The sequence below is a fragment of the Thermopirellula anaerolimosa genome (genome assembly GCF_054657335.1).
In genome coordinates, this window is the sequence record NZ_BAAHYX010000004.1 from 104,189 (window position 1) to 123,370 (window position 19,182).

General features: G+C 59.7%; 16 protein-coding genes. 10 read left to right on the top strand and 6 right to left on the bottom strand.

Translation table 11 applies throughout. The features are described from left to right. Nucleotides 1–2: 2 nt before the first annotated feature. The 6 genes from der to pgsA form a co-directional block, all read right to left on the bottom strand. On the bottom strand, nucleotides 3–1,469 hold the full coding sequence (gene der / locus ACYQ6J_RS01120; RefSeq protein WP_460182349.1) for a ribosome biogenesis GTPase Der: 1,467 nt from the start codon (nucleotides 1,467–1,469) through the stop codon (nucleotides 3–5). Between the two features lie 161 nt (nucleotides 1,470–1,630). Then, entirely contained in the window at nucleotides 1,631–3,061 is a 1,431-nt protein-coding gene (gene lpdA / locus ACYQ6J_RS01125) for a dihydrolipoyl dehydrogenase (protein ID WP_460182350.1), read from the bottom strand. 122 nt (nucleotides 3,062–3,183) lie between these two features. Then, entirely contained in the window at nucleotides 3,184–4,566 is a 1,383-nt protein-coding gene (locus tag ACYQ6J_RS01130; protein WP_460182351.1) for a dihydrolipoamide acetyltransferase family protein, read from the bottom strand. 112 nt (nucleotides 4,567–4,678) lie between these two features. Further along, nucleotides 4,679–5,779 carry a Gfo/Idh/MocA family protein gene (locus ACYQ6J_RS01135; protein ID WP_460182352.1) on the bottom strand — a complete coding sequence of 367 codons (1,101 nt, stop codon included), beginning with the start codon at nucleotides 5,777–5,779 and terminating at the stop codon, nucleotides 4,679–4,681. Nucleotides 5,780–5,982: 203 nt separating this feature from the next. Next, a complete protein-coding gene (locus tag ACYQ6J_RS01140) occupies nucleotides 5,983–7,083 on the bottom strand; it encodes a CPBP family glutamic-type intramembrane protease (RefSeq protein WP_460182353.1) in 1,101 nt (366 codons plus the stop codon). Nucleotides 7,084–7,322: 239 nt separating this feature from the next. Further along, on the bottom strand, nucleotides 7,323–7,955 hold the full coding sequence (pgsA, locus tag ACYQ6J_RS01145; RefSeq protein WP_460182354.1) for a CDP-diacylglycerol--glycerol-3-phosphate 3-phosphatidyltransferase: 633 nt from the start codon (nucleotides 7,953–7,955) through the stop codon (nucleotides 7,323–7,325). Nucleotides 7,956–8,316: 361 nt separating this feature from the next. On the opposite strand from pgsA, the gene murB reads away from it, so the two are divergent. The 10 genes from murB to fabD all read left to right on the top strand — a co-directional run bounded on the left by murB (nucleotide 8,317) and on the right by fabD (nucleotide 19,110). After that, a complete protein-coding gene (gene murB, locus ACYQ6J_RS01150) occupies nucleotides 8,317–9,195 on the top strand; it encodes a UDP-N-acetylmuramate dehydrogenase (RefSeq protein WP_460182355.1) in 879 nt (292 codons plus the stop codon). A gap of 449 nt (nucleotides 9,196–9,644) precedes the next feature. Beyond that, on the top strand, nucleotides 9,645–10,565 hold the full coding sequence (locus ACYQ6J_RS01155) for a cell division protein FtsQ/DivIB (protein WP_460182356.1): 921 nt from the start codon (nucleotides 9,645–9,647) through the stop codon (nucleotides 10,563–10,565). A gap of 172 nt (nucleotides 10,566–10,737) precedes the next feature. Next, complete coding sequence (locus tag ACYQ6J_RS01160) at nucleotides 10,738–11,388, top strand: corrinoid protein (RefSeq protein WP_460182357.1); 651 nt, start codon at nucleotides 10,738–10,740, stop codon at nucleotides 11,386–11,388. Between the two features lie 183 nt (nucleotides 11,389–11,571). Further along, the gene (locus tag ACYQ6J_RS01165; protein WP_460182358.1) at nucleotides 11,572–13,221 is read left to right on the top strand and encodes a methylenetetrahydrofolate reductase C-terminal domain-containing protein; all 1,650 of its coding nucleotides are present in this window, start codon (nucleotides 11,572–11,574) and stop codon (nucleotides 13,219–13,221) included. Nucleotides 13,222–13,449: 228 nt separating this feature from the next. Then, nucleotides 13,450–14,322, top strand: a complete 873-nt coding sequence (locus ACYQ6J_RS01170; protein ID WP_460182359.1) for a dihydropteroate synthase — start codon at nucleotides 13,450–13,452, stop codon at nucleotides 14,320–14,322. 33 nt (nucleotides 14,323–14,355) lie between these two features. After that, nucleotides 14,356–15,228, top strand: coding sequence for a homocysteine S-methyltransferase family protein (locus ACYQ6J_RS01175; protein WP_460182360.1), 873 nt, complete (start codon nucleotides 14,356–14,358; stop codon nucleotides 15,226–15,228). A gap of 46 nt (nucleotides 15,229–15,274) precedes the next feature. Continuing rightward, a complete protein-coding gene (locus ACYQ6J_RS01180; protein ID WP_460182361.1) occupies nucleotides 15,275–16,489 on the top strand; it encodes a uroporphyrinogen decarboxylase family protein in 1,215 nt (404 codons plus the stop codon). Between the two features lie 75 nt (nucleotides 16,490–16,564). Next, nucleotides 16,565–17,329, top strand: a complete 765-nt coding sequence (locus ACYQ6J_RS01185; RefSeq protein ID WP_460182362.1) for a DUF1638 domain-containing protein — start codon at nucleotides 16,565–16,567, stop codon at nucleotides 17,327–17,329. A gap of 641 nt (nucleotides 17,330–17,970) precedes the next feature. Then, nucleotides 17,971–18,177, top strand: coding sequence for a 50S ribosomal protein L32 (gene rpmF / locus ACYQ6J_RS01190; RefSeq protein ID WP_460182363.1), 207 nt, complete (start codon nucleotides 17,971–17,973; stop codon nucleotides 18,175–18,177). 24 nt (nucleotides 18,178–18,201) lie between these two features. Next, nucleotides 18,202–19,110 carry an ACP S-malonyltransferase gene (gene fabD / locus ACYQ6J_RS01195; protein WP_460182364.1) on the top strand — a complete coding sequence of 303 codons (909 nt, stop codon included), beginning with the start codon at nucleotides 18,202–18,204 and terminating at the stop codon, nucleotides 19,108–19,110. The last annotated feature ends 72 nt before the right edge of the window (nucleotides 19,111–19,182 follow it).

Consider the following 19,182-nt stretch of genomic DNA (forward strand, 5'->3'; position numbering starts at 1 on the left):
GCTCAATCCTCGGCGATGTCACCGTCATCGGCGTCTTCGCCCGGTGCCTCATCGTAGTCCGTCTGCAACCACGCCTCTTCTTCCTCGGCAAGGCGCGAATCATCGAGTCCTTCCTCCGGCAACTCATCCAAGGCCGGTCGATGCGATTCGCCGCCTTTTCCGCCCGTGCGCCGGCGAAACAATAATCGAATCGGAACTTCCGCAAAGGGAGACTGATCCCGAATCGCGTTGAGAAGGTATCGCCGATATGACGGTGAAAAAGCCTCCGGATCGTTGCAGAAGAGCACGATCGTGGGCGGCGCCGCGCGGACCTGGGCTGCAAAATAGATCTTGGCCCGGCGCCCCGAGTGGAGCGGCGGCGGGTTTCTGACCAGCAGCGTACGGACAATCCGATTCAACACCCCCGTCGTCAATCGGTACCGTGATTGTTTGTAAAGCGATTGAGCGAGGTCGATCAGACGACGCACATTCTTGCCGCTCTTTCCCGTAATAAAGGCCGCCGGCACATACTGCTGCGACGAAAACACATCGCGAAGCCGCTCCACCCAGACGCCCGTGGAAATCTGTTTCGCCAAGAGATCCCATTTGTTGACGACGAAAATGGCGGGCTTGAATGCCTCGAAGACGGCCTGCGCCAGTTGCTTGTCGACTCGCCCGATTTCGCGCGAGGCATCGAAGAATAGCAGAACCACGTCCGCCCGTCGGATACTCTCTCGCACGCGGACCAAACCGTAGAACTCGACGTTTTCGCGAACGCTCTTCCGCCGCATCACGCCGGGCGTGTCGATGGCGATGAAGGCTCTGCCGTCGATCTCAAACCGAACGTCAACGCTGTCGCGAGTGGTGCCGGGAATCTCGCTCACAATCATCCGCTCTTCCCGGGCCAGCGTATTGATAAAGGTGCTCTTGCCCACGTTGCGGCGTCCGACGATCGCCAGTTTCATGACCTCCGGTTCCGGAGTCTCCGGCGTCGGCGGCGGCAGGAGTTCCTCAACGGCCTCGAGCAATTCTTCGCGACCCCGACGCTGCTCGGCGCTGACCGCGACAACGGGCCACCCGAATCGCGTGAACTCGGCGGCCGCCGCATCCCATGAGGCCGCATCCGTCTTGTTGGCCACACAAAGAATAGGGCAGGGGATCGATCGCAGTCGCCTTGCCACCTCCTCGTCCAAGGGCGTGATTCCCGTTCGCGTATCGGTAACGAACAGGATCACATCTGCGCCGCCCATGGCGGCGGCAATCTGGCGCTCCACGTGTTCGGCCAAGTCGCCCTCGTCGACGATGCCGATCCCGCCGGTATCCACCAGTTCTACGTGTCGATCACCGATCGTGATACGCTCGGACACACGATCGCGCGTCACGCCCGCCAAAGCGTCAACGACGGATACTCGTCTGCCCGCCAGCCAATTCAGAATGCTGGACTTGCCGACGTTGGGTCGTCCGACAATCACTACCCGAGGAAAATCCATCGTCGCGTTTGATCCCCCTCGTTTGCCGAGGGCGTATCACGGGAAACACATCGCCAACTAACAAAGCCGCAGAATCGCTGAAAAAACACTCGACGAACGAGATTCCCGACAAAGGAAGGAAATCGATTCTCTTCGTCTTTGTTCGCCGGGCGAAGTTCGATCTATTGCTGATCCGCCGTCCGTTTCGGGCGATATAGGTCCGTTGCGGTGCCGAAATAGACCTCCGCCGCGAAGGCCAAGGTCTCCGAAAGCGTCGGGTGCGGGTGGATCGTTTCGGTAATGTCGCGGAGAACGGCGCCCATCTCGATCGCCAGGACGGCCTCGCTGATAAGATCGCCCGCGTTCGGTCCCACGATGCCGGCCCCCAAAACCCTCTCGGTTTCCGGATCGACCAGCCACTTGGTAAGCCCCTCGGTGCGGCCCACCGCTTGGGCGCGGCCGCTAGCCGCCCAAGGAAAGACCGCAGTTTCGTACGGAATGCCGTTCGCCTTCGCCTGCGTCTCGGTCAAACCCGCCCACGCGATCTCCGGATCGGTGAACACGACGGCGGGAATCGCGCGAGGTTCGAAGGCTACGGCATGACCCAGGATGGCCTCGACCGCGACCTTCCCCTCGTGGGCGGCCTTGTGAGCCAGCATCGGCTGCCCTACGACGTCCCCGATCGCCCAGATTCCCGGATCCGCGGTTCGCATTTGGGCATCGACCACGATATATCCTCGGTCCGAGACTTCGACTTTGGTGTTCTCCAGTCCCAAGCCGTCGCTGTTCGGAGTTCTCCCCACCGATACCAAGACGCGGGAATACGTCTCCGTCTTCGTTCCCCCGGCGTTCTCCAAAGTCACTTGCACTCCCTTATTTGTCTCCTCCAGTTTCACGACCTTGGTTTGCAGGTGAATAGCCTCAAACGTCCGCTCCAACCGCTTGTGCAGGGGCCGCACCAAGTCGCGATCGGCGCCCGGCAGCAAGCCGTCGGTCACTTCCACCACCGAGACCTTGCTTCCCAGTGCGTCGTAAACCGTACCGAGTTCCAAGCCGATGTATCCGCCGCCCACCACCAACAGACGCTCCGGGATATCCTCCAATTCCAGCGCGCCGGTGGAATCCATGACACGTTTTCCGCCCCGCGAGAACGCCGGCAGGACGGTCGGCCGAGATCCCACGGCGATGATGCAGTGCTCGAAAGTCAACGTATCGGCCGGCGGCGACTTCCCATCGACGCCGCCCAGACGAAGTTGACGCGAATTCTCGAACCGTGCTCGCGCTTGTATTACATCCACCCCGCGGTTCTTCGCCAACTGAGCCAAACCGCCGGTCAGCGTGGAGATGACCTTGTTCTTTCGATTTCGCAGAGACGCTACGTCGATCTTGGGCGCATCGTATTGGATGCCCCATTCTCCCATGTGCCGGACTTCCGCCATTCCCTTGGCCACGTGAAGGAGGGCCTTGGAAGGGATACAGCCCCGCAACAGGCACACCCCGCCCAACCGCGGTTCTTGATCCACGAGAGCCACTTTCAAACCCAGATCGGCAGCCAAGAATGCCGCGGCATATCCTCCCGGTCCGCCGCCGATGACGACCAATTGTGTTTCCATGATGGAGCACCCCAACAAAAAGCGTGGAACCTGCTTCTCGGAGAAACGCTACCCATTACGGCGTTTCCACCGGAAGGACGTGTTTCAACGAAAGAGACGGCGCAAGTCGGTGAAAACGGTCTTCAACCGCTAAGCAGCAATTTGCCCGGCGACTGCAACCAGTCGATAACTTCGTTAAGGAATCGGGCTGCTGCGGCGCCGTCCACCAGTCGATGATCGTAAGAAAGCGACAAAGGCAACATAAATCGCGGCACAACGGCGCCGTCTCGAACTGCGGGCAACCATCGCGAGCGACCCACCAGGAGGATCGCCACTTCGGGATAATTGATGATCGGCGTGCTGTAAGTGCCGCCCACGGCCCCCAAATTGCTGATCGTAAAGGTGCCGCCTCGCAAATCCTCGACCGTGAAATCGACGTTTCTGGCTTTTCCGGCCAAACGTGCCAGTTCTTCGGCCAATCGCGGAACGCTGAGCCGTTCAGCGTTGCGTAAGACCGGCACGACGAGGCCGCGCGGCGTATCCACGGCTATTCCCAAGTTCACGTATTCCTTGTAGACGACTTGCTCATTCTCTTCGTCCAAGGAAGCGTTTAGCAGCGGGTGATGCCGCAAGGCCAAGGCCGTGGCGCGTAGGATGAACGGCATCATGGTGAGTTTCAAGCCGGGACCGAGAAAATCCGGCGGAATGCTCTTGCGCAAACTTTCCAGATCGGTCACGTCGGCATCATCGAAATTGGTAACTCGCGGGCACGTAGTCCAGGACCGCGTCATTTGAGCGGCGATCGTTTTGCGTATCTTGCTCATCTTTTCGCGTCGCACGGGCCCCCAACTATCGCGACCGGGTTCCCCAGGGGGAACCACAGGGCCGGGAACGCCGACTTCGCGTGTCGTTTTCGATGCAGCAGCCTGGACGTCCTCCACGGTGATGCGTCCGTGCGATCCCGTGCCTCGGATCGAACGCAAATCCACACCCAGTTCGCGTGCCAAACGACGCGCCGCCGGTCCCGCGGGAAGCGGCAGACGCGAATCGGCGAGAGACGGTGAGTCCGCGCCCGGGAAACCCGCGCGGCCATTCTCCGCCGAGGTTTCCGGTTTGGCAATTGCCGGAGCTTTCGCGACCGTGGCCGATTGATCGGCAACGGCCCCAGTCTTACCCACCGCATTCGCGGATGCGGCGACCGCTACTGCCGATTCCGACGCCGTTTCCGAGGCAGCCTCGGGCGAGGGTGTTTGCGATTTTTCGGCCTCGGCGGAACTGTCGGCCGCCGCGCCACTCTCTACCAACAGAATCGCTTGGCCGACCTTGATGGTGTCGCCCTTCTTCACGAGCACCTTGTCAATGCGTCCGGCGTGAGGGCAGGGGATCTCGACCACGGCCTTGTCCGTCTCCAGTTCCAAGACCGCCTGATTGCCCGCAATGACGTCACCCTCTTGCACTAAGACGTTGACAACGTCTCCGGATGTGACGTTCTCGCCCAAGTTCGGAAGCTTGAACTCAACAGCCATTTCTCTTGCCTTGATTGGAGATTATCAAATCCATCCCGAGCGTGGTCATGATGATTCGCTCGCGATGCCCGTCCTTGCCATCAAATTTGATACGCCTGGATCGCCGGACCCGCTAGCGTCCCAGTCCTGCCACGCCGACCTCTCTCGCCCGCAAGACCGGGTCCGCCGCCAAGGGCAGCTTAACAATGTTGCCCGTCTCCGCGGACTGATATACGGCCATAATCACTTCCACGGAGCGCCTGCCTTCGTAGCCGTCGATTAGCGGTTTGCGTCCTTCTTGGATGGCTTGCACGACATCGGCGAACTGCATGGCGTGGCCGTGGTGACCGATGGCGGCAGGATCGGAAGCACCGCCGCCTCCACTGACTTTTTCCGCCATTTTGCGCCGTATTTCCTCATCTTGGGGCCGAACTTCGGCAAAATCCCATTTGACGATATCCTCTTCCTCCATCACGGCGGAGCCTTTGTCGCCGTGCAGTTCGATTCGTTTCAGATAGCCGGGATACGCCGCCGTCGTGGCTTCGATGACGCCCAGCGCGCCGGATTCGAATCGCAGCAGGGCCATGGCGACATCCTCGACCTCGATACGCTCGTGCGCCAAAAGGGCCGTTCTCGCCGACACCTCCGCGACCGGTCCCATCAGCCAGACCAGCAGATCGACGCTATGAATGGCCTGGTTCATCAAAGCTCCGCCCCCGTCGAGCTTCCACGTCCCCCGCCAGGCGCCGCCGTCGTAATACTGTTGTGTTCGCCACCATTTGACGTACGCATCCCCGATGGTGAGTCGGCCGAATCGCTTTTCCTCGACGGCACCCTTGAGCAATCGGCTCGAACCGTGGAATCGCGAAGGGAAAATCGTGGAAAGCGTCACTTTTGCGTCTTCGCAGGCTCGAATGATCGCGTCGCAGCGCTCCAAAGTAATCTCGAGCGGTTTTTCTACGATGACGTGTTTACCGGCTTTCGCCGCCGCCACGGCGGGTTCCATGTGCGCCCCGCTCGGTGTAGCAACGGTGACGACCTGGACGTTCGGGTCCGCCAACATCGCGTCGAGATCCGAGTAGGCTTTGCACCCGAACTCTTGTCCGATCTTCTCCGCCGCCGCCTGCACGACGTCATAGCAAGCAACCAAACGCGCTCCCGGCACGTCCGCGATGGCCCGGGCGTGAAATTTCGCGATCAGCCCGCATCCGATAATCCCGAACCCCAATTCCATGACCCATTCTCCAAACCTGCTCGAAAGGATCGTCCCTTAGGCGACTCCCGAATTTACGGGAAAGCCGCCGCCCAGCCCGTCAGGTGCCCCCGCACGGGGTATCCACGTCATTATAGACCGTGCCGCAAACCGGCAGAAGTGCGGACTCCCGGTCGCCATTCGGGCCGCAGCGTCTTCGTGTCGGCCTCGCCTGAGCGGTCCCTTCACGAGAATCCCCCGGAAAGCAGAAGCATGGCCGCCAAAGCCAAACTGGTGCCGTTCAGTGCCATGTGAAAAACGATCGCCGGAAGGAGTCGTCCCGTCCGCAGACATAATACCCCCGAGACCAGTCCGAACGGAAACAGCGTCAAGGGATCCACGACAACGCTGTCCGGAGTTATCGCGGAGAGGCCGACTTGAAGACCGTAAATGGGCACGGCCAGCGTCGCGAACCAACGCAGCCCGAGCACCACGTCCGGCCAAAAGGTCTCTCGGGCAAGCCCCCATGTGCCGAGCCTCACTCCTCTCCCCAACGTCAGCCAAAGCACCAAGAGCGGCCAGGCTGCACCGTAGCCGAACAACTGCCGCAGCATAATCGCCAAGATACTATCCGCCGAGGGGACATCGGACGTGGATCGAAAGTGGATCAGCGAAAAGCATACGGCCACCACCAACACCGATACGACGCCAAATTGTTGCGAATGGGCCAGGCTCAGGCTCTCGGCGCCCCGTCTTCGAGACCATCGCCGAGAGTTGTTCAGCCAACGACGAATTTGCCATTCACGAGTCGCCAGCCACCCCTGAAGCAACAATCGGAACAGCGTCTCCTCCATCACCGGCGCAGCGACGACGGCAACGAGAAAGCAAAGAAAGAACATTGCAAAGGTTGGCCGATTCTGCAATAGAATCCACAAACCGTGACTCCGCTTCTGATCGGATTCCGATATTTTTCGCGGCGTTTCATGAGGCTCGGAAGGGACTTGAGAAGCGTCCTGGTTCGCAACGTTGTCGGATCGCGGCGCAACCGAGCGTCGGTCCTCGCCACGCCCGGGCAAGTTCAGCGGCGGAGCATCAATCGCGGCGGAACGATGGTCGTAAGGGTTCGAGACGGCCTGAAAGAGCCACTGGTCCCACGGTAACCCGGCCATCAGCAGAACCAGGACGAATGCCCCCAAGACATCGGCCGCCCCCCACGGCACGCGACGAAATCGAAAGGCCGGCCAAAGCTCGCGCCGCAGATCGGGTCGACTCGCCAAGGTCAACCACCAGGCCACGCTTCCGACCAGCGCACATGCGACAAGAATCACCGGCAAGATCGCATTCACTGTCTTTCGATCTCTGTTCGTCGCTCGTTCTGAACATCTACCTATGGCCTAGTCCACTATCGCGGACCGCTTGGCACCGATGAATCCTCACCGCATCTCCCTAAATGCTCAGATCACACCGCGTAGTCACACGCCTACGAGTTCGGAACCAAGGCTCGATCATGCCACCAGGGCTTCCAGGCATAGGCGCAATAAGCGTCCCTCCGGCGGGAAAGCGACGGTTGCCAAGGTCCGCGATCTCACCAAACCTTCCCGAGATGGGCCGCGGCAATGCGCACGTACTGATATCCGGAGTAAACGGTAACCAGTAATGCGGCGTATGTCAGTACGACAAGGCTGATCCAGCACCACGCAGGCGATCCGGGAGGCTCTTGGTCGAAGGCAAGGTATGCAAATGCTACCACCGCCAAAAGACACTGGAGGGCCATCTTGATTTTCCCCGACCAGCGAGCCGAGAAGTCGATTCGCATCTGCTCGAGGAAACTTCGCAAGCCGGTGATCAAAAGCTCACGCGCAAGGATGACCACGACGATCCACGGATGCAGCCCCCCAGGCGTTTCCAACATACGGGGGGACGCAGCCAGAAAAACAAATGTGCCGCAGACGACCAATTTGTCGGCAAAGGGATCCAGTATTCGCCCCAATTGCGTCACCAAGTGAAACCGCCGCGCCAAATAGCCGTCAAGAAAATCGGTCAGCGACGCCAAGAGAAACAGCCCCAAACCGATCCAATAGGTCGCCGAACTTGGAAAGGAGAGCAGGGCAAAAAGAATGACAGCCAAGACAATCCGCGACAGCGTGAGCAGATTCGGCAGATTCCTCCACCACCATGCTTCTGCCGATCTTCGTGATTCCTGAGGATCGCTCGACATACATTCCCCTACCAAGAAGCGAAGCTATGCGGCGGGACGACCTCGCGGCCAGCCGCCGTGCTGCCCTTTCCAGGCAAGCGACCGGCCGGATCGAGGGAGTAATTTCACGGAATTCCAATCGGGCTTACGATCGCTCCTGTCTTTCTTCGACGCATAGAATACCGCAATTGTAGCAGACGACGGCGTTTCCGAACAACGCGGCGGCAATTCCGCGCGGAGCACAATATCGCCGCTCTGAGTTCTCCGCACGCCTGGACCGGCGGCGAGCAAAGGCCCACAATCAAGAAAACACTCCGCGTCCCGCCGCAAACGTTGGGGCACGTCCATAAACGATCGACCCGGCAAATAGAGAGGACTGGTGATGAGTACTTGGTCCGGCTTCGAAAAGGTGGTCCGGCAAGCGGAAGTGCTGGCGATGCATACCTGGTTGGGACTGGGTGGGCCGGCCCAGTTTTACGCCGAGCCTCGGACGGCGGAAGAATTGGCCGCCCTGATTCGACGTGCCAAGCAAGAGGGCGTACCGGTTCGCGTCCTGGGTGCCGGATCCAATATTCTGGTCCGAGACGAAGGGGTTTCCGGTTTAGTGATCCATCTAGGTTCCCCGGCCTTCATGGACGTGCGATCGCAAGATAACCGCGTCATCGCGGGCGGCGGGGCCGCGTTGACACGCGTCGTCACCTTTGCCGCACACGAGGGATTCGGCGGCCTGGAGACATTGGTGGCCATTCCCGGTACCGTCGGCGGCGCCGTCCAAGGAAACGTCGGCACGCACAGCGGGGATATCGGCGAATGGGTCCGCCGGGTCGATGTCGTCACTCTCTCGGGCACCATGGAAACCAGAACGCACCGCGAAATCCTCTTTAGTCGGCGCAAGAGCACGCTGGACGATTCCGTGATCGTGGAGGTGGAGTTGGAACTAACGCCGGAAGATCCCGCAGACCTAACTCGTCGCCTGCACAAGTTGTGGATCCTGCGCAAAGCCGGCCAGCCTTTGGGACATCAAAATTCCGCCAGGCTTTTTAAGGATCCGCGCGGCGCCTCCGCAGCCGAATTGATCGAAGCCGCAGGTCTAAAGGGAACGCAGGTCGGCGGCGCCACGCTGTGCGATCGCAATGTCAACTTCGTGGTGGCGGAGTCGAATTGTTCGGCCAACGACATTTTGCGAATCATCGATACCGTCCGCACACAGGTTCAAAACCGACTCGGCGTTCAACTCGAACTGGATCTGGAAATCTGGTAAAGTCGGCCTCTTTCGCGATTGAGGCAGGAATTCTTTTCCGCTTGCGAAAAGTTTACCGTGCTGATTGCGGCGGTCATGGCCCCTGCGACGCTCGGATCGGTCGTGTTGGGAAACTTGCCCGGTGTACCAACTTTCTTGCACGGGTGCCGATCAACGAAAAGGAACGACGTCGCAACGTCCGTTTCGACTTCGCGCCGTCTCGTTGCATCAAGCGGGAATTTCCGCCCGGAAAGGATGGGCTCCAGCTTCATGATCGTTCCTGCCATGATCGACGGACCCGGGAAGCGTGGAACAAAAAACCCTTTCGCAATCGCTCGAGGCGCAATCGTTACCGACGGTCACTTGCCGCGGCGAAGAATGGGACGGCCATCGGGCAATTCCGCCGGTCATCGGTTTTTTGAATCGCAACAAATTGGTAACGTTGTCGTGGTCGGGTAGCGCAGTCGAAGATGTCCGCTGAGTCAGCCAAGACCGCTAAGACGCCCGGCGAAAAGCCGAAGCCAATGCGATCGGCCGTATCTCGGTTCGGTCGTGCCGCGGCAGCGCTGGCTCTTGCCGTGCTGGCCCTTCTGGCGTTTTGGAATCTCCTTTGGAAACAGGCCGGTGCTCAACTGGCGATCGATCCGCGATACCGTCTGACCGCTGAGAATCTGGATATTCCCGATTTCCCGGAGTGGATTCATCACGATTTGCGACCGGAGATCTTGGCCTACCTCCGTGAATCCGACCGCATCTCCGTCCTCGACGATAATCTGACGGAGCAAATCTATCGGGCAGCCTCAGCCCACCCTTGGATCGCCGCCGTCAGCGAGGTCCGACTTGCATTCCCCGCTCGCGTCCAAATTGTTTGCGAATACCGCAAACCCGTGGCCATGGTTCGCGTCCCGGAAGGGCTGCTCCCCGTCGATGCCAAAGGCGTCCTGCTTCCCACGCGCGACTTTACGCCGCAAGAGGCCGCACGTTACCCGCGAATCGAGGGAATCGCTACTCCTCCCAGTGACATCGCGGGGCGACCTTGGGGCGATCCTCGGGTCGAGGCCGCCGCCGAACTGGCGGAAATCTTGTCTCCCCATTGGGCGCAATGGCAACTCGCCCGGATCATCCCGTCACAATCGGACTCGCCCGGCAGCGTTCCCATCTCGCTGGAACTACAGACGCGCGGCGGTTCGCAGGTGATTTGGGGATCGCCGCCGAGCGTGGGGCGGGTGGATGAGGCTCCTACGGAATTGAAGATCCGCCGACTCGACATTTACTTCAAGGAACACGGGTCTTTAGAAGGCCTGAACGGCCCTCAACTTTTCGATCTTCGCTCAGCCGACAGCGTGCGAATTACCTCGCGAACGAACGTCGAGCACGCGCCCGCCCCATGACATTTTCGACGATACCTCCGCGTCGCTTGCATCGGCTCTTGTGACCTCCGGCAAGTCGGGCTAACATAACCGGGTAAATCGGAGTCAGGCCGAGGGGAGGGGATTCTCTCGGTCCGTCCACGATCGGTTGTCGTCTCCCAGCCCACTCCCGCTTGAACGAATCGGAGGGATTATGGCCGACTACTCTCAACTCTACGATGCCATCCTCAACGGAGACCACCGCCTAGCGGCGGAGGTCACCCAAGCCGCTTTAGAGGCCAAGGTCGATCCTTCGGAATTGATCGCCAAGTACATGATTCCGGCGATGAACGAAGTGGGCAACCGCTTCGCCTGCAACGAGTATTTCGTCCCCGAATTGCTGATCGCCGCCCGGGCTATGAAGGCGTCGCTTGAGCTATTGACGCCCTTGCTGGCCGCAGGCGGTGCAAAGCGGGCCGGACGCGTGGTGATCGGGACCGTCAAGGGCGATCTCCACGACATCGGCAAGAATCTCGTCGCGTCGATGTTGGAAGGTGCCGGCTTCGAGGTCATCGACCTGGGCGTAGACGTCCCTCCCGAAAAGTTCGTCGAGTCGGCTCGCGAGAAGGAGGGAACCATTGTGGCCATGTCGGCCCTCCTGACCACGACGATGACCAATATGAAATCCGTCATCGAAGGCTTGCAATCGGCCGGGCTTCGGGATAAGGTCCGCGTCATGGTCGGCGGTGCGCCGCTGACGCCGCAATTCGCATCGCAAATCGGGGCGGACGGCTACAGCGAGAACGCGACCGAGGCGGTGGCCCTGGCACGCAAGTTGGCCGCGGAGTTGGCGACGTCCGCATGATCGGCGGTTGCCGATTTCCATCCCATCTCCACGCCGGGCGTCCGCGACTCACCTGACGGCAGCATGCAGTTGTGGGTCGGCGCCGTCCGCCGGCAAACAATTGCCCGGGGACACAGATCCTTGAGCGGTTTCTTCCGGCGAGCCTTTACTTTCGCCGGAGCCAACCCTGCGGAGTAATCCGCCATGATGAGTAGTGAACCGACGCTGCCTGCCGGCGGCCCTGACGGCGTGCGGCATGAACCGGTCCTCCCGGAGGTGCCGCGTACTGAGTTTCGGCGAAGCCTCGAGGGCGAAGCATTCGTCTACGGGGCGGAGATCGTTTCTACGCGGGGCCTGCCGACCGAACCGGAGAGCCTCCCTCCCGCCGTTTTGGCTCGTGAATTAGCCGGTGATTCGCGCATCGCATGGGTATCGATCACCGACAACCCAGGCGGTTCTCCCATGCTGCCGCCGGATAGTCTGGCGACTTTGCTGCCGAACACCCGAGGCAAGGTGGTCATACACCTTACCTGCAAAGATATGAATCGAAGCGGACTGGAGTCGTACGCCTGGAGGTTGGCGACTCAAAGTCTTTGGAATGTCCTGGCGCTGACCGGCGATTACCCCGTCACGGGCTTCGGCGGACGTCCGACGGGAGTGTTTGATCTGGACTCCGTCGGACTGATCAGCCTATTGTCCGCCATGAATCGGGGGCTGGAAATCCCGAACCGCAAGGGCGGCCTGGATAAACTTCAGCCCACGGCATTCTACATCGGTTGCGCCGTTTCGCCGTTCAAGCGACACGAGCACGAGTTGGTGCCGCAGTATTTCAAATTGATCCGAAAGATCGCGTCCGGTGCCCAATGGGTCGTTACCCAGTTGGGCTACGACATGCGAAAGTTTCACGAAGTCAAGTTGTTTCTCCAGGCGAGGGGAATCAGCCATGTGCCGGTGATCGGCAACGTTTACGTCTTGACTAAGGGGATCGCGAAGATATTCCACGACGGTAAGCTTCCGGGGTGCGTCGTCAGCGACGAACTGCTGGCCCTGTGCGAGAAATACGGGAGCGGTCCCGACCGCGGCGCGCAATTCTTTCGCGAATTGGCCGCCAAACAATTGGCTGTATTCAAAGGCTTGGGCTTTGCGGCGGGCTATCTCGGAGGTCTGAATTCCCCTGAGGCCTTTTTCCGGGTCATCGACCTGGCCGAGTCCTTCGCACCTGACGACTGGCGGTTGTTTCTCCCCGAAATTCGATTCTCTTTGCCCGACGAGTTCTTCTTTTTCGAACACGACCCCAAAACCGGATTGAGCACCCCCGATCGCATCAACCGGGAGTATCTGCAATCGCTGGAGCGACCCCGCCGCAATAGGGCCGTGACACTGAGCTATCGCATCTCTCGGATCGTCCATCGGTTGGCTTTCACTCGAGACCGCGGGCTTTGGAAACTGTTGCGAGCACTGTACGCCCGCTGGGACAAACGCCCCTCCGCGCTATCCGCCAAGGCCGTTTACGCGGCCGAGCGTTTCGCCAAGTTTACGATGTACGGATGCCAAGACTGCGGCGATTGCAGCTTGCCCGATTGTGCTTACATTTGCCCCAAGCGATGGTGCTCCAAGTGCAGTCGCAACGGTCCCTGCGGCGGATCGTCGGATGGTCAATGCGAACTGAAAGACAAGGAATGCCTGTGGGCCAAGGTCTATCAACGATTGAAAGCCTACGGAGAAACCGATCGCTTCCTGGAGGGACCGCCCGTCATCTACGACGCCAAGTTGCAGCACACATCATCGTGGGCCAATACGTTCTTGGACCGTGATCACCATGCGTCGCGGACTTGCGAGGAGGACAAGGAGTAACGGGCAAAAGGACTGGAAACATTCGCTCCGCGGCGACCGTTGCGATTGTTGTGCGACGGTTCTTCAAGGCGTTGAGCGGCGTCTCCGCCGTCCCTACGAGGATGGTCCCGTCGCAATTCGCCGACAATCACGCTAAAACATAAACCATGATGCTTTGCGCCGCGTTCGGCCGAAGCCTTGTTGTCTCGTCGCGGGTTGGGTTCAAACGCAATGCCGGGAGTACGCAATATGGCGATCGAGGGTTTGACGATCATCGGCGAATCGATCAACGATTCCGTGCCTTCCACCAAAGCGATGTTCGAGGCGGGAGACATCTCCGGCATTTTGGAATTGGCCCGCAGTCAGGACGCGGGCGGAGCGGCTTACATCGACGTCAACGTAGGGGCCCGGTCTCCCGAATTCATGGCGGACCTGGTAGTCCAAATCCAACAAGCGACGGCGAAACCGTTGTCCCTCGACACGCCCGATCCGGCCATAGCCAAGGCGGGACTTTCGGTTTACCGGGTCGACCGTGCCGGGGGCCAAAAGCCCATTCTCAACTCGATCACGGTAGCCAGGGATCAAATGTGGGATCTCTACACCGTTTGCCCTTTTCGGCCGATTCTCCTTGCTACCGAACTTGCCGCGGACGGCAAACTCATACCGGCGCGAACCGCCGACCAGACTTATCAAGCCGCGAAGGCTTTGGTTGAAACGGCCAGAAACCGCTGCCCGGGCATTACAAACGACGACCTCATCATCGACCCGGGGATCGCTCCGATCGCCGGAGATACCGAGGGCAATTTGAAACGACTTATCGCGGCGATGGACGGAATCCACGCCGATCCCGACCTCGCCGGGGTCCATATGTCGGTCGGCTTGAGTAACTTCACGGTCATGTTGCCCTCCAAACGCAAGGACGGAACGCCTGTCAAGAGCGCTTTGGAAAGCGCTTTCCTAACGATCGCGATGCCGCGGGGGCTGGATATGATCATTGGATCGGTCAAACGGAACTACGAACGATTGTCCGACGATCACCCCGCCATGCAATGCCTTCAGGCCGTCCTTCAGGCCGATGGTTTCGAAGCCTTGATGCATGTGCGGAATTTTTACGCCGGTTAAAGCGCTGAGTCTCACACGAAGGGTGATGCGATCATGTCTGGATGGTTGACGCAGTTGCTGGAAAACCCGCCCGTCATTACGGACGGTGCGTGGGGAACGCAGCTCCAAGAGCGCGGGCTACCCGTCGGGGCCTGCCCTGATGAATGGAATCTTTCGCATCCCGAAGCGGTCCAGTCCGTGGCAAGGGACTATGTCGAAGCCGGCAGCCAAGTGATCCTCACCAATACCTTCGGCGCCAATCGCATTGCCCTGGAGAAACATGGGCTGGCTGATCGCGTGGCGGAGATCAATCGGGCCGGCGTCGAAATTTCTCGTCGCGCGGCGAACGGTCGGGCCAAAGTCTTCGCTTCCATCGGACCGACGGGCATTCTGCTCATGATGGGCGAAAAGACGGCGAAGGACTTGGAGGAGGCCTTCCTAGAGCAGACGCAAGCGTTGGCTCAGGCCGGCGCCGATGCCGTCGTCGTCGAAACCATGTCCGATCCGCAGGAGGCGGTCTTGGCGATTCGCGCTGCCAAAACCGTGGGGATGGTGACCGTTGCCTGCATGTCGTTCGATTCCGGCAAGAATCGCGACCGCACCATGATGGGTACCACCCCGGAGCAGGCGGCGGAGGCGCTCACCCGGGCCGGTGCCGATGTGGTCGGCGCCAATTGCGGTCAAGGAATCGAGGGGTACGTTGCCATCGCTCACCGACTCAAAGCGGCTACCGATCGCCCCATCTGGATCAAGGCCAACGCGGGCATGCCGGAAATCGTTGACGGCAAAGCCGCCTACGTCATGACGCCGGATGAGTTCGCATCGCACCTGCCGCAACTGGTCGAATTGGGCGTTGCTTTCATCGGCGGTTGTTGCGGCACATCCCCGGCATTCATTTCGGCCCTTCGGCGACGACTGCGTCGCTAGTGGGTGCTCTCACCAGGCGAAGTCTGCCGCGGAGTTGCTTCTATCCATGCTGTCTCGTGAACGAGTCCTTTGCGCACTGAATCATCAGGAACCGGATCGCATTCCCATCGATCTGGGCGGCACGCGGCAGTCGGGCATCGCCGCGTCCGCTTATCATCGCCTCAAGCAGCACTTTGGTATCGACACGCCCACCCGCGTCTATGATCTTTATCAAGTGTTGGCGGAGGTGGAACGGCCTATTCTGGAGCGATTCGGTGCCGATGTCATCGGCTTGAATCGCACGGCGGTGGCTTTCGGAATCCGCAACGAAGATTGGAAGCCCTGGCATCTCTTCGACGGCACGCCGGTCGAGGTTCCCGGCGGATTTCACCCGGTCGAAGAAGAGGACGGCAGCCTTACCCTTTACCACCCCGACGGTCGACCCATGGCGCGGATGCCCAAGGACGGATTTTACTTCGACCGTTTGGATAAGTACCCCGGCGCCGCCCACGCGGATCCCGATACGCTGGACTTGCCTTTGCTATCCCAGCAAGAATTGGATGAGCTTCGGGCGGCGGCGGAATCGCTGTACAAGAACACCGACTTCGCCGTCATAGCTCCCATGGGCCCGCCCTACGAACTCTTTTTCGGCCTGGGAACCGGAGACTTTTCGGCCTGGATGATGACACTGGCCCAGGAATCGGACTATGTCGAAGCCCTGTACGAACGCCTCACCGAGGCATGGATCGAGAATCTCCGACGGTTTACGTCTGCTGTGGGAGAGTTCGTTCAAATCGTCCAATTCAACGACGACCTCGGTACACAAGACGCGCCCTTTCTCTCCCCAAGGATGTTCCGACGATTGATCTTCCCCTTTTACAAGCGCGGGCTCGACTGGATTCATGAAAACACCCACTTCAAAGTCTTCATGCACAACGACGGGGCCATCTTCGACTTCATTCCCACTCTGATCGAGATGGGCGTCGATATCCTGAATCCCGTTCAAACCACCGCGCGAGGCATGGATCCGCAACGACTCAAGGAACAGTTCGGCGACCGACTCACGTTCTGGGGCGGTTCGTGCGACTGCCAACGCACGCTTCCTTTCGGCACCCCGGAGCAGGTCGCGGCGGAGGTCGAAGCCCATATCGCGGCCTTGGCGCCGGGAGGCGGATACGTCTTCGCCTCCGTCCACAATATCCAGGCCAATTGTCCGCCCGAGAACATCATTGCCATGTTTGATACAGCCCTAAAGGCCGGACGGTACCCCATCGGGGCCTGATCTGAGGAGAACGACCTTCGCTCAACGACCGGATTAGAGCCTGTTGCCAAGGTGCCAAGACGAGGAAATAACGTCGTGCGTTTACAGGTAATTGCGTGCGAGATCTTTTATCGAGAAGTCTGCGCCGTGGTCGCCCGCTCGGTGAACACCGTGGATGTAACATTCCTGCCCAAAGGGCTTCATGACGTGGGTCCGCAAGTCATGTCGGCCCGACTTCGCGAAGCGGTCGCGGCGGTGGATGAATCCCGGTACGAAGCCATCGTCCTCGCCTATGCCCTCTGCAACAACGGATTGGTCGGCTTACGAGCGCGCACCATTCCGCTGGTGCTGCCGCGCGCCCACGATTGCATTACGCTGTTTCTGGGCGACAAGCAACGTTACTTGGATTATTTTTACGCCAACCCCGGGGCCTATTTTCAAACACCGGGTTGGATCGAACGCGGCGAAGATATTTCGCAACACGGCCCCGACTCAATCGTCCGCAAAATGGGTCTCTTGGAAAGCTACGAAGATTGGGTCCGAAAGTACGGCGAAGAGAATGCCCGGTATCTTCGTGAACAGCTTGGCGACCTGGCACGCAACTACGGTAAGCTGACGTACATTCGCACGGGCACCGAGCAGGATGATCGTTTTGAGAGCCTGACGCGGAAGCGCGCTCGAGCCCGCGGTTGGCGATTCGAATCGTTGGCCGGCAACTTGCGACTCCTTCAGAGCCTTGTGGACGGCAATTGGGATCCCGAGGACTTCCTCGTCGTTCCGCCGGGATCGCAGATTGCGGCCTCATTCGACGCCAAGATCGTACAAGCCGTACCGTCCTCGCCTGACGCGGCGATTCCGTGACTACCCTTTCACATGGTGCAAGGCATCGCTCCGCCGTCCAAGAGGACGATGTGCTCGCCGACGCTAAGACGCCCGCCTTGAGCCGGCCAAAGACCTCCAGTCGCGCCCGCTCTTTCGCACTCATCCGTAATGTCTCCATAAAGCCCTCCTTTCGGAGGGTTGATGGGAACACTTCTTTTCATACAGCAAGGGGGCATTTCTATTCACGGATGACACACGGATGTGGGGTGTACATTGACAAGTTTGCGGTGCCCCCCTACGATGATCGTTTCGTACTCATTCCAAAGTGCCATTCCGAACTTGATTTCGGAAAAGTGCGGTATCCCTGCGGCGGAAGGTTGGATTTATCCACGGTTAGGGGGGCGAGTCAATTTCCAGCCCAGACGCCGTTGGGCCGGTGGTCGGTTTCAAGACAATACGCTGAGCGGTTTGGGCGGGCCACGAGATCGTACAACGCGAAAAATTAAGGGCCGTCTGTCGTTGACGCCGTGTCGGTGCCGGGTGCGAGAGTTGCCTCAAGCAAGACTCGCCGCGGCATGCGAAGGATGGCGGTTAGCATCGTGGAAGGCGAATAGAGGGCGCGGGAGCAATCGCGGCGATTGGTACGCGATCTTACGCAGCGGCAAGAAGCGAGAGATGATATGGCTGTTCCCAAAAGAAGACAGAGCAACGCGAGAACGGGCTCGCGTCGCGCTCACGATCATCTGACGGTTCGCCCGTTGAATTATTGCCCGGAATGTCGTGAACCGGTGCCTACTCATACCGTTTGCCCCAAGTGCGGCTACTACATGGGGAGAACGGTGGTGGATGTTGAGGCAAAGGAAAAGCGGAAAAAGAAATCGCAGTAATCGAAATTCGCATGCGAGGCTGCTTTGGGTAGGATCGCCTTTCTTTTTCCGGGCCAGGGTGCGCAGACCGTCGGTATGGGACGGCGACTTTATGAGTCCGTTCCCGCCGCGCGTGCGCTCTACGATCGCGCGCAAGAGGTCTTGGGTTACGATTTGGCCAAGCTATGCTTCGAAGGACCGGCCGAGGAATTGGATTCCACAGTCGTCAGTCAACCGGCCATCTTCGTGACGAGTTTGGCGGCCCTGGAATCGCTTCGCGCGGACGCCCCCGATATCGTCTTGTCGTGCGAAGCCGCCGCCGGATTGAGCTTGGGCGAATACACCGCGCTGGTATTCGCCGGAGTTCTGTCTTTCGAAGACGGGCTTTGGCTGGTGCAAAAGCGCGGTGAGGCTATGCAAGACGCCGCGGACGCTACCCCGGGCGGTATGGTCAGTATCTTGGGCCTCGAGCGCTGCGAAGTCGATCGTCTGTGCCGCGAGGCGAGACGCGACGAAGTGCTGCAAATCGCGAATCTGTTGTGTCCCGGGAATATCGTGGTCTCGGGTACCACCTCCGCTTGTGAACGTGCCGCGGAATTGGCGCCGACGTTCGGCGCGATGAAGGCGATTCCATTGGCGGTGGCGGGAGCCTTTCACACCGGCATCATGAAGCCCGCCGATTCTCGGCTTGCCGAAGCTCTGACGAAAATCAGACTGCACGAGCCCCGCATTCCGGTCGTCTCCAACGTGGATGCTCGGACGCATGATGATCCGGAGGAAATCCGCCAACTCTTGATCCGCCAGGTGGTCGAACCGGTGCTTTGGGAAGATTCCATGCGATATCTCATTTCCCAGGGATTCGATGCTTTTTACGAGGTCGGCCCGGGGAAAGTCTTGCGGGGATTGATGCGGCGGATCGATCGCGGCGTGTCGTGCCAAAACGTCGAGGTGTGAAGCGGTGCGGCCTTCGTGTTACGCGACGAAGCAATTACCTTGCGTGAGGATCGGTTTTGATCGACGCCGGGC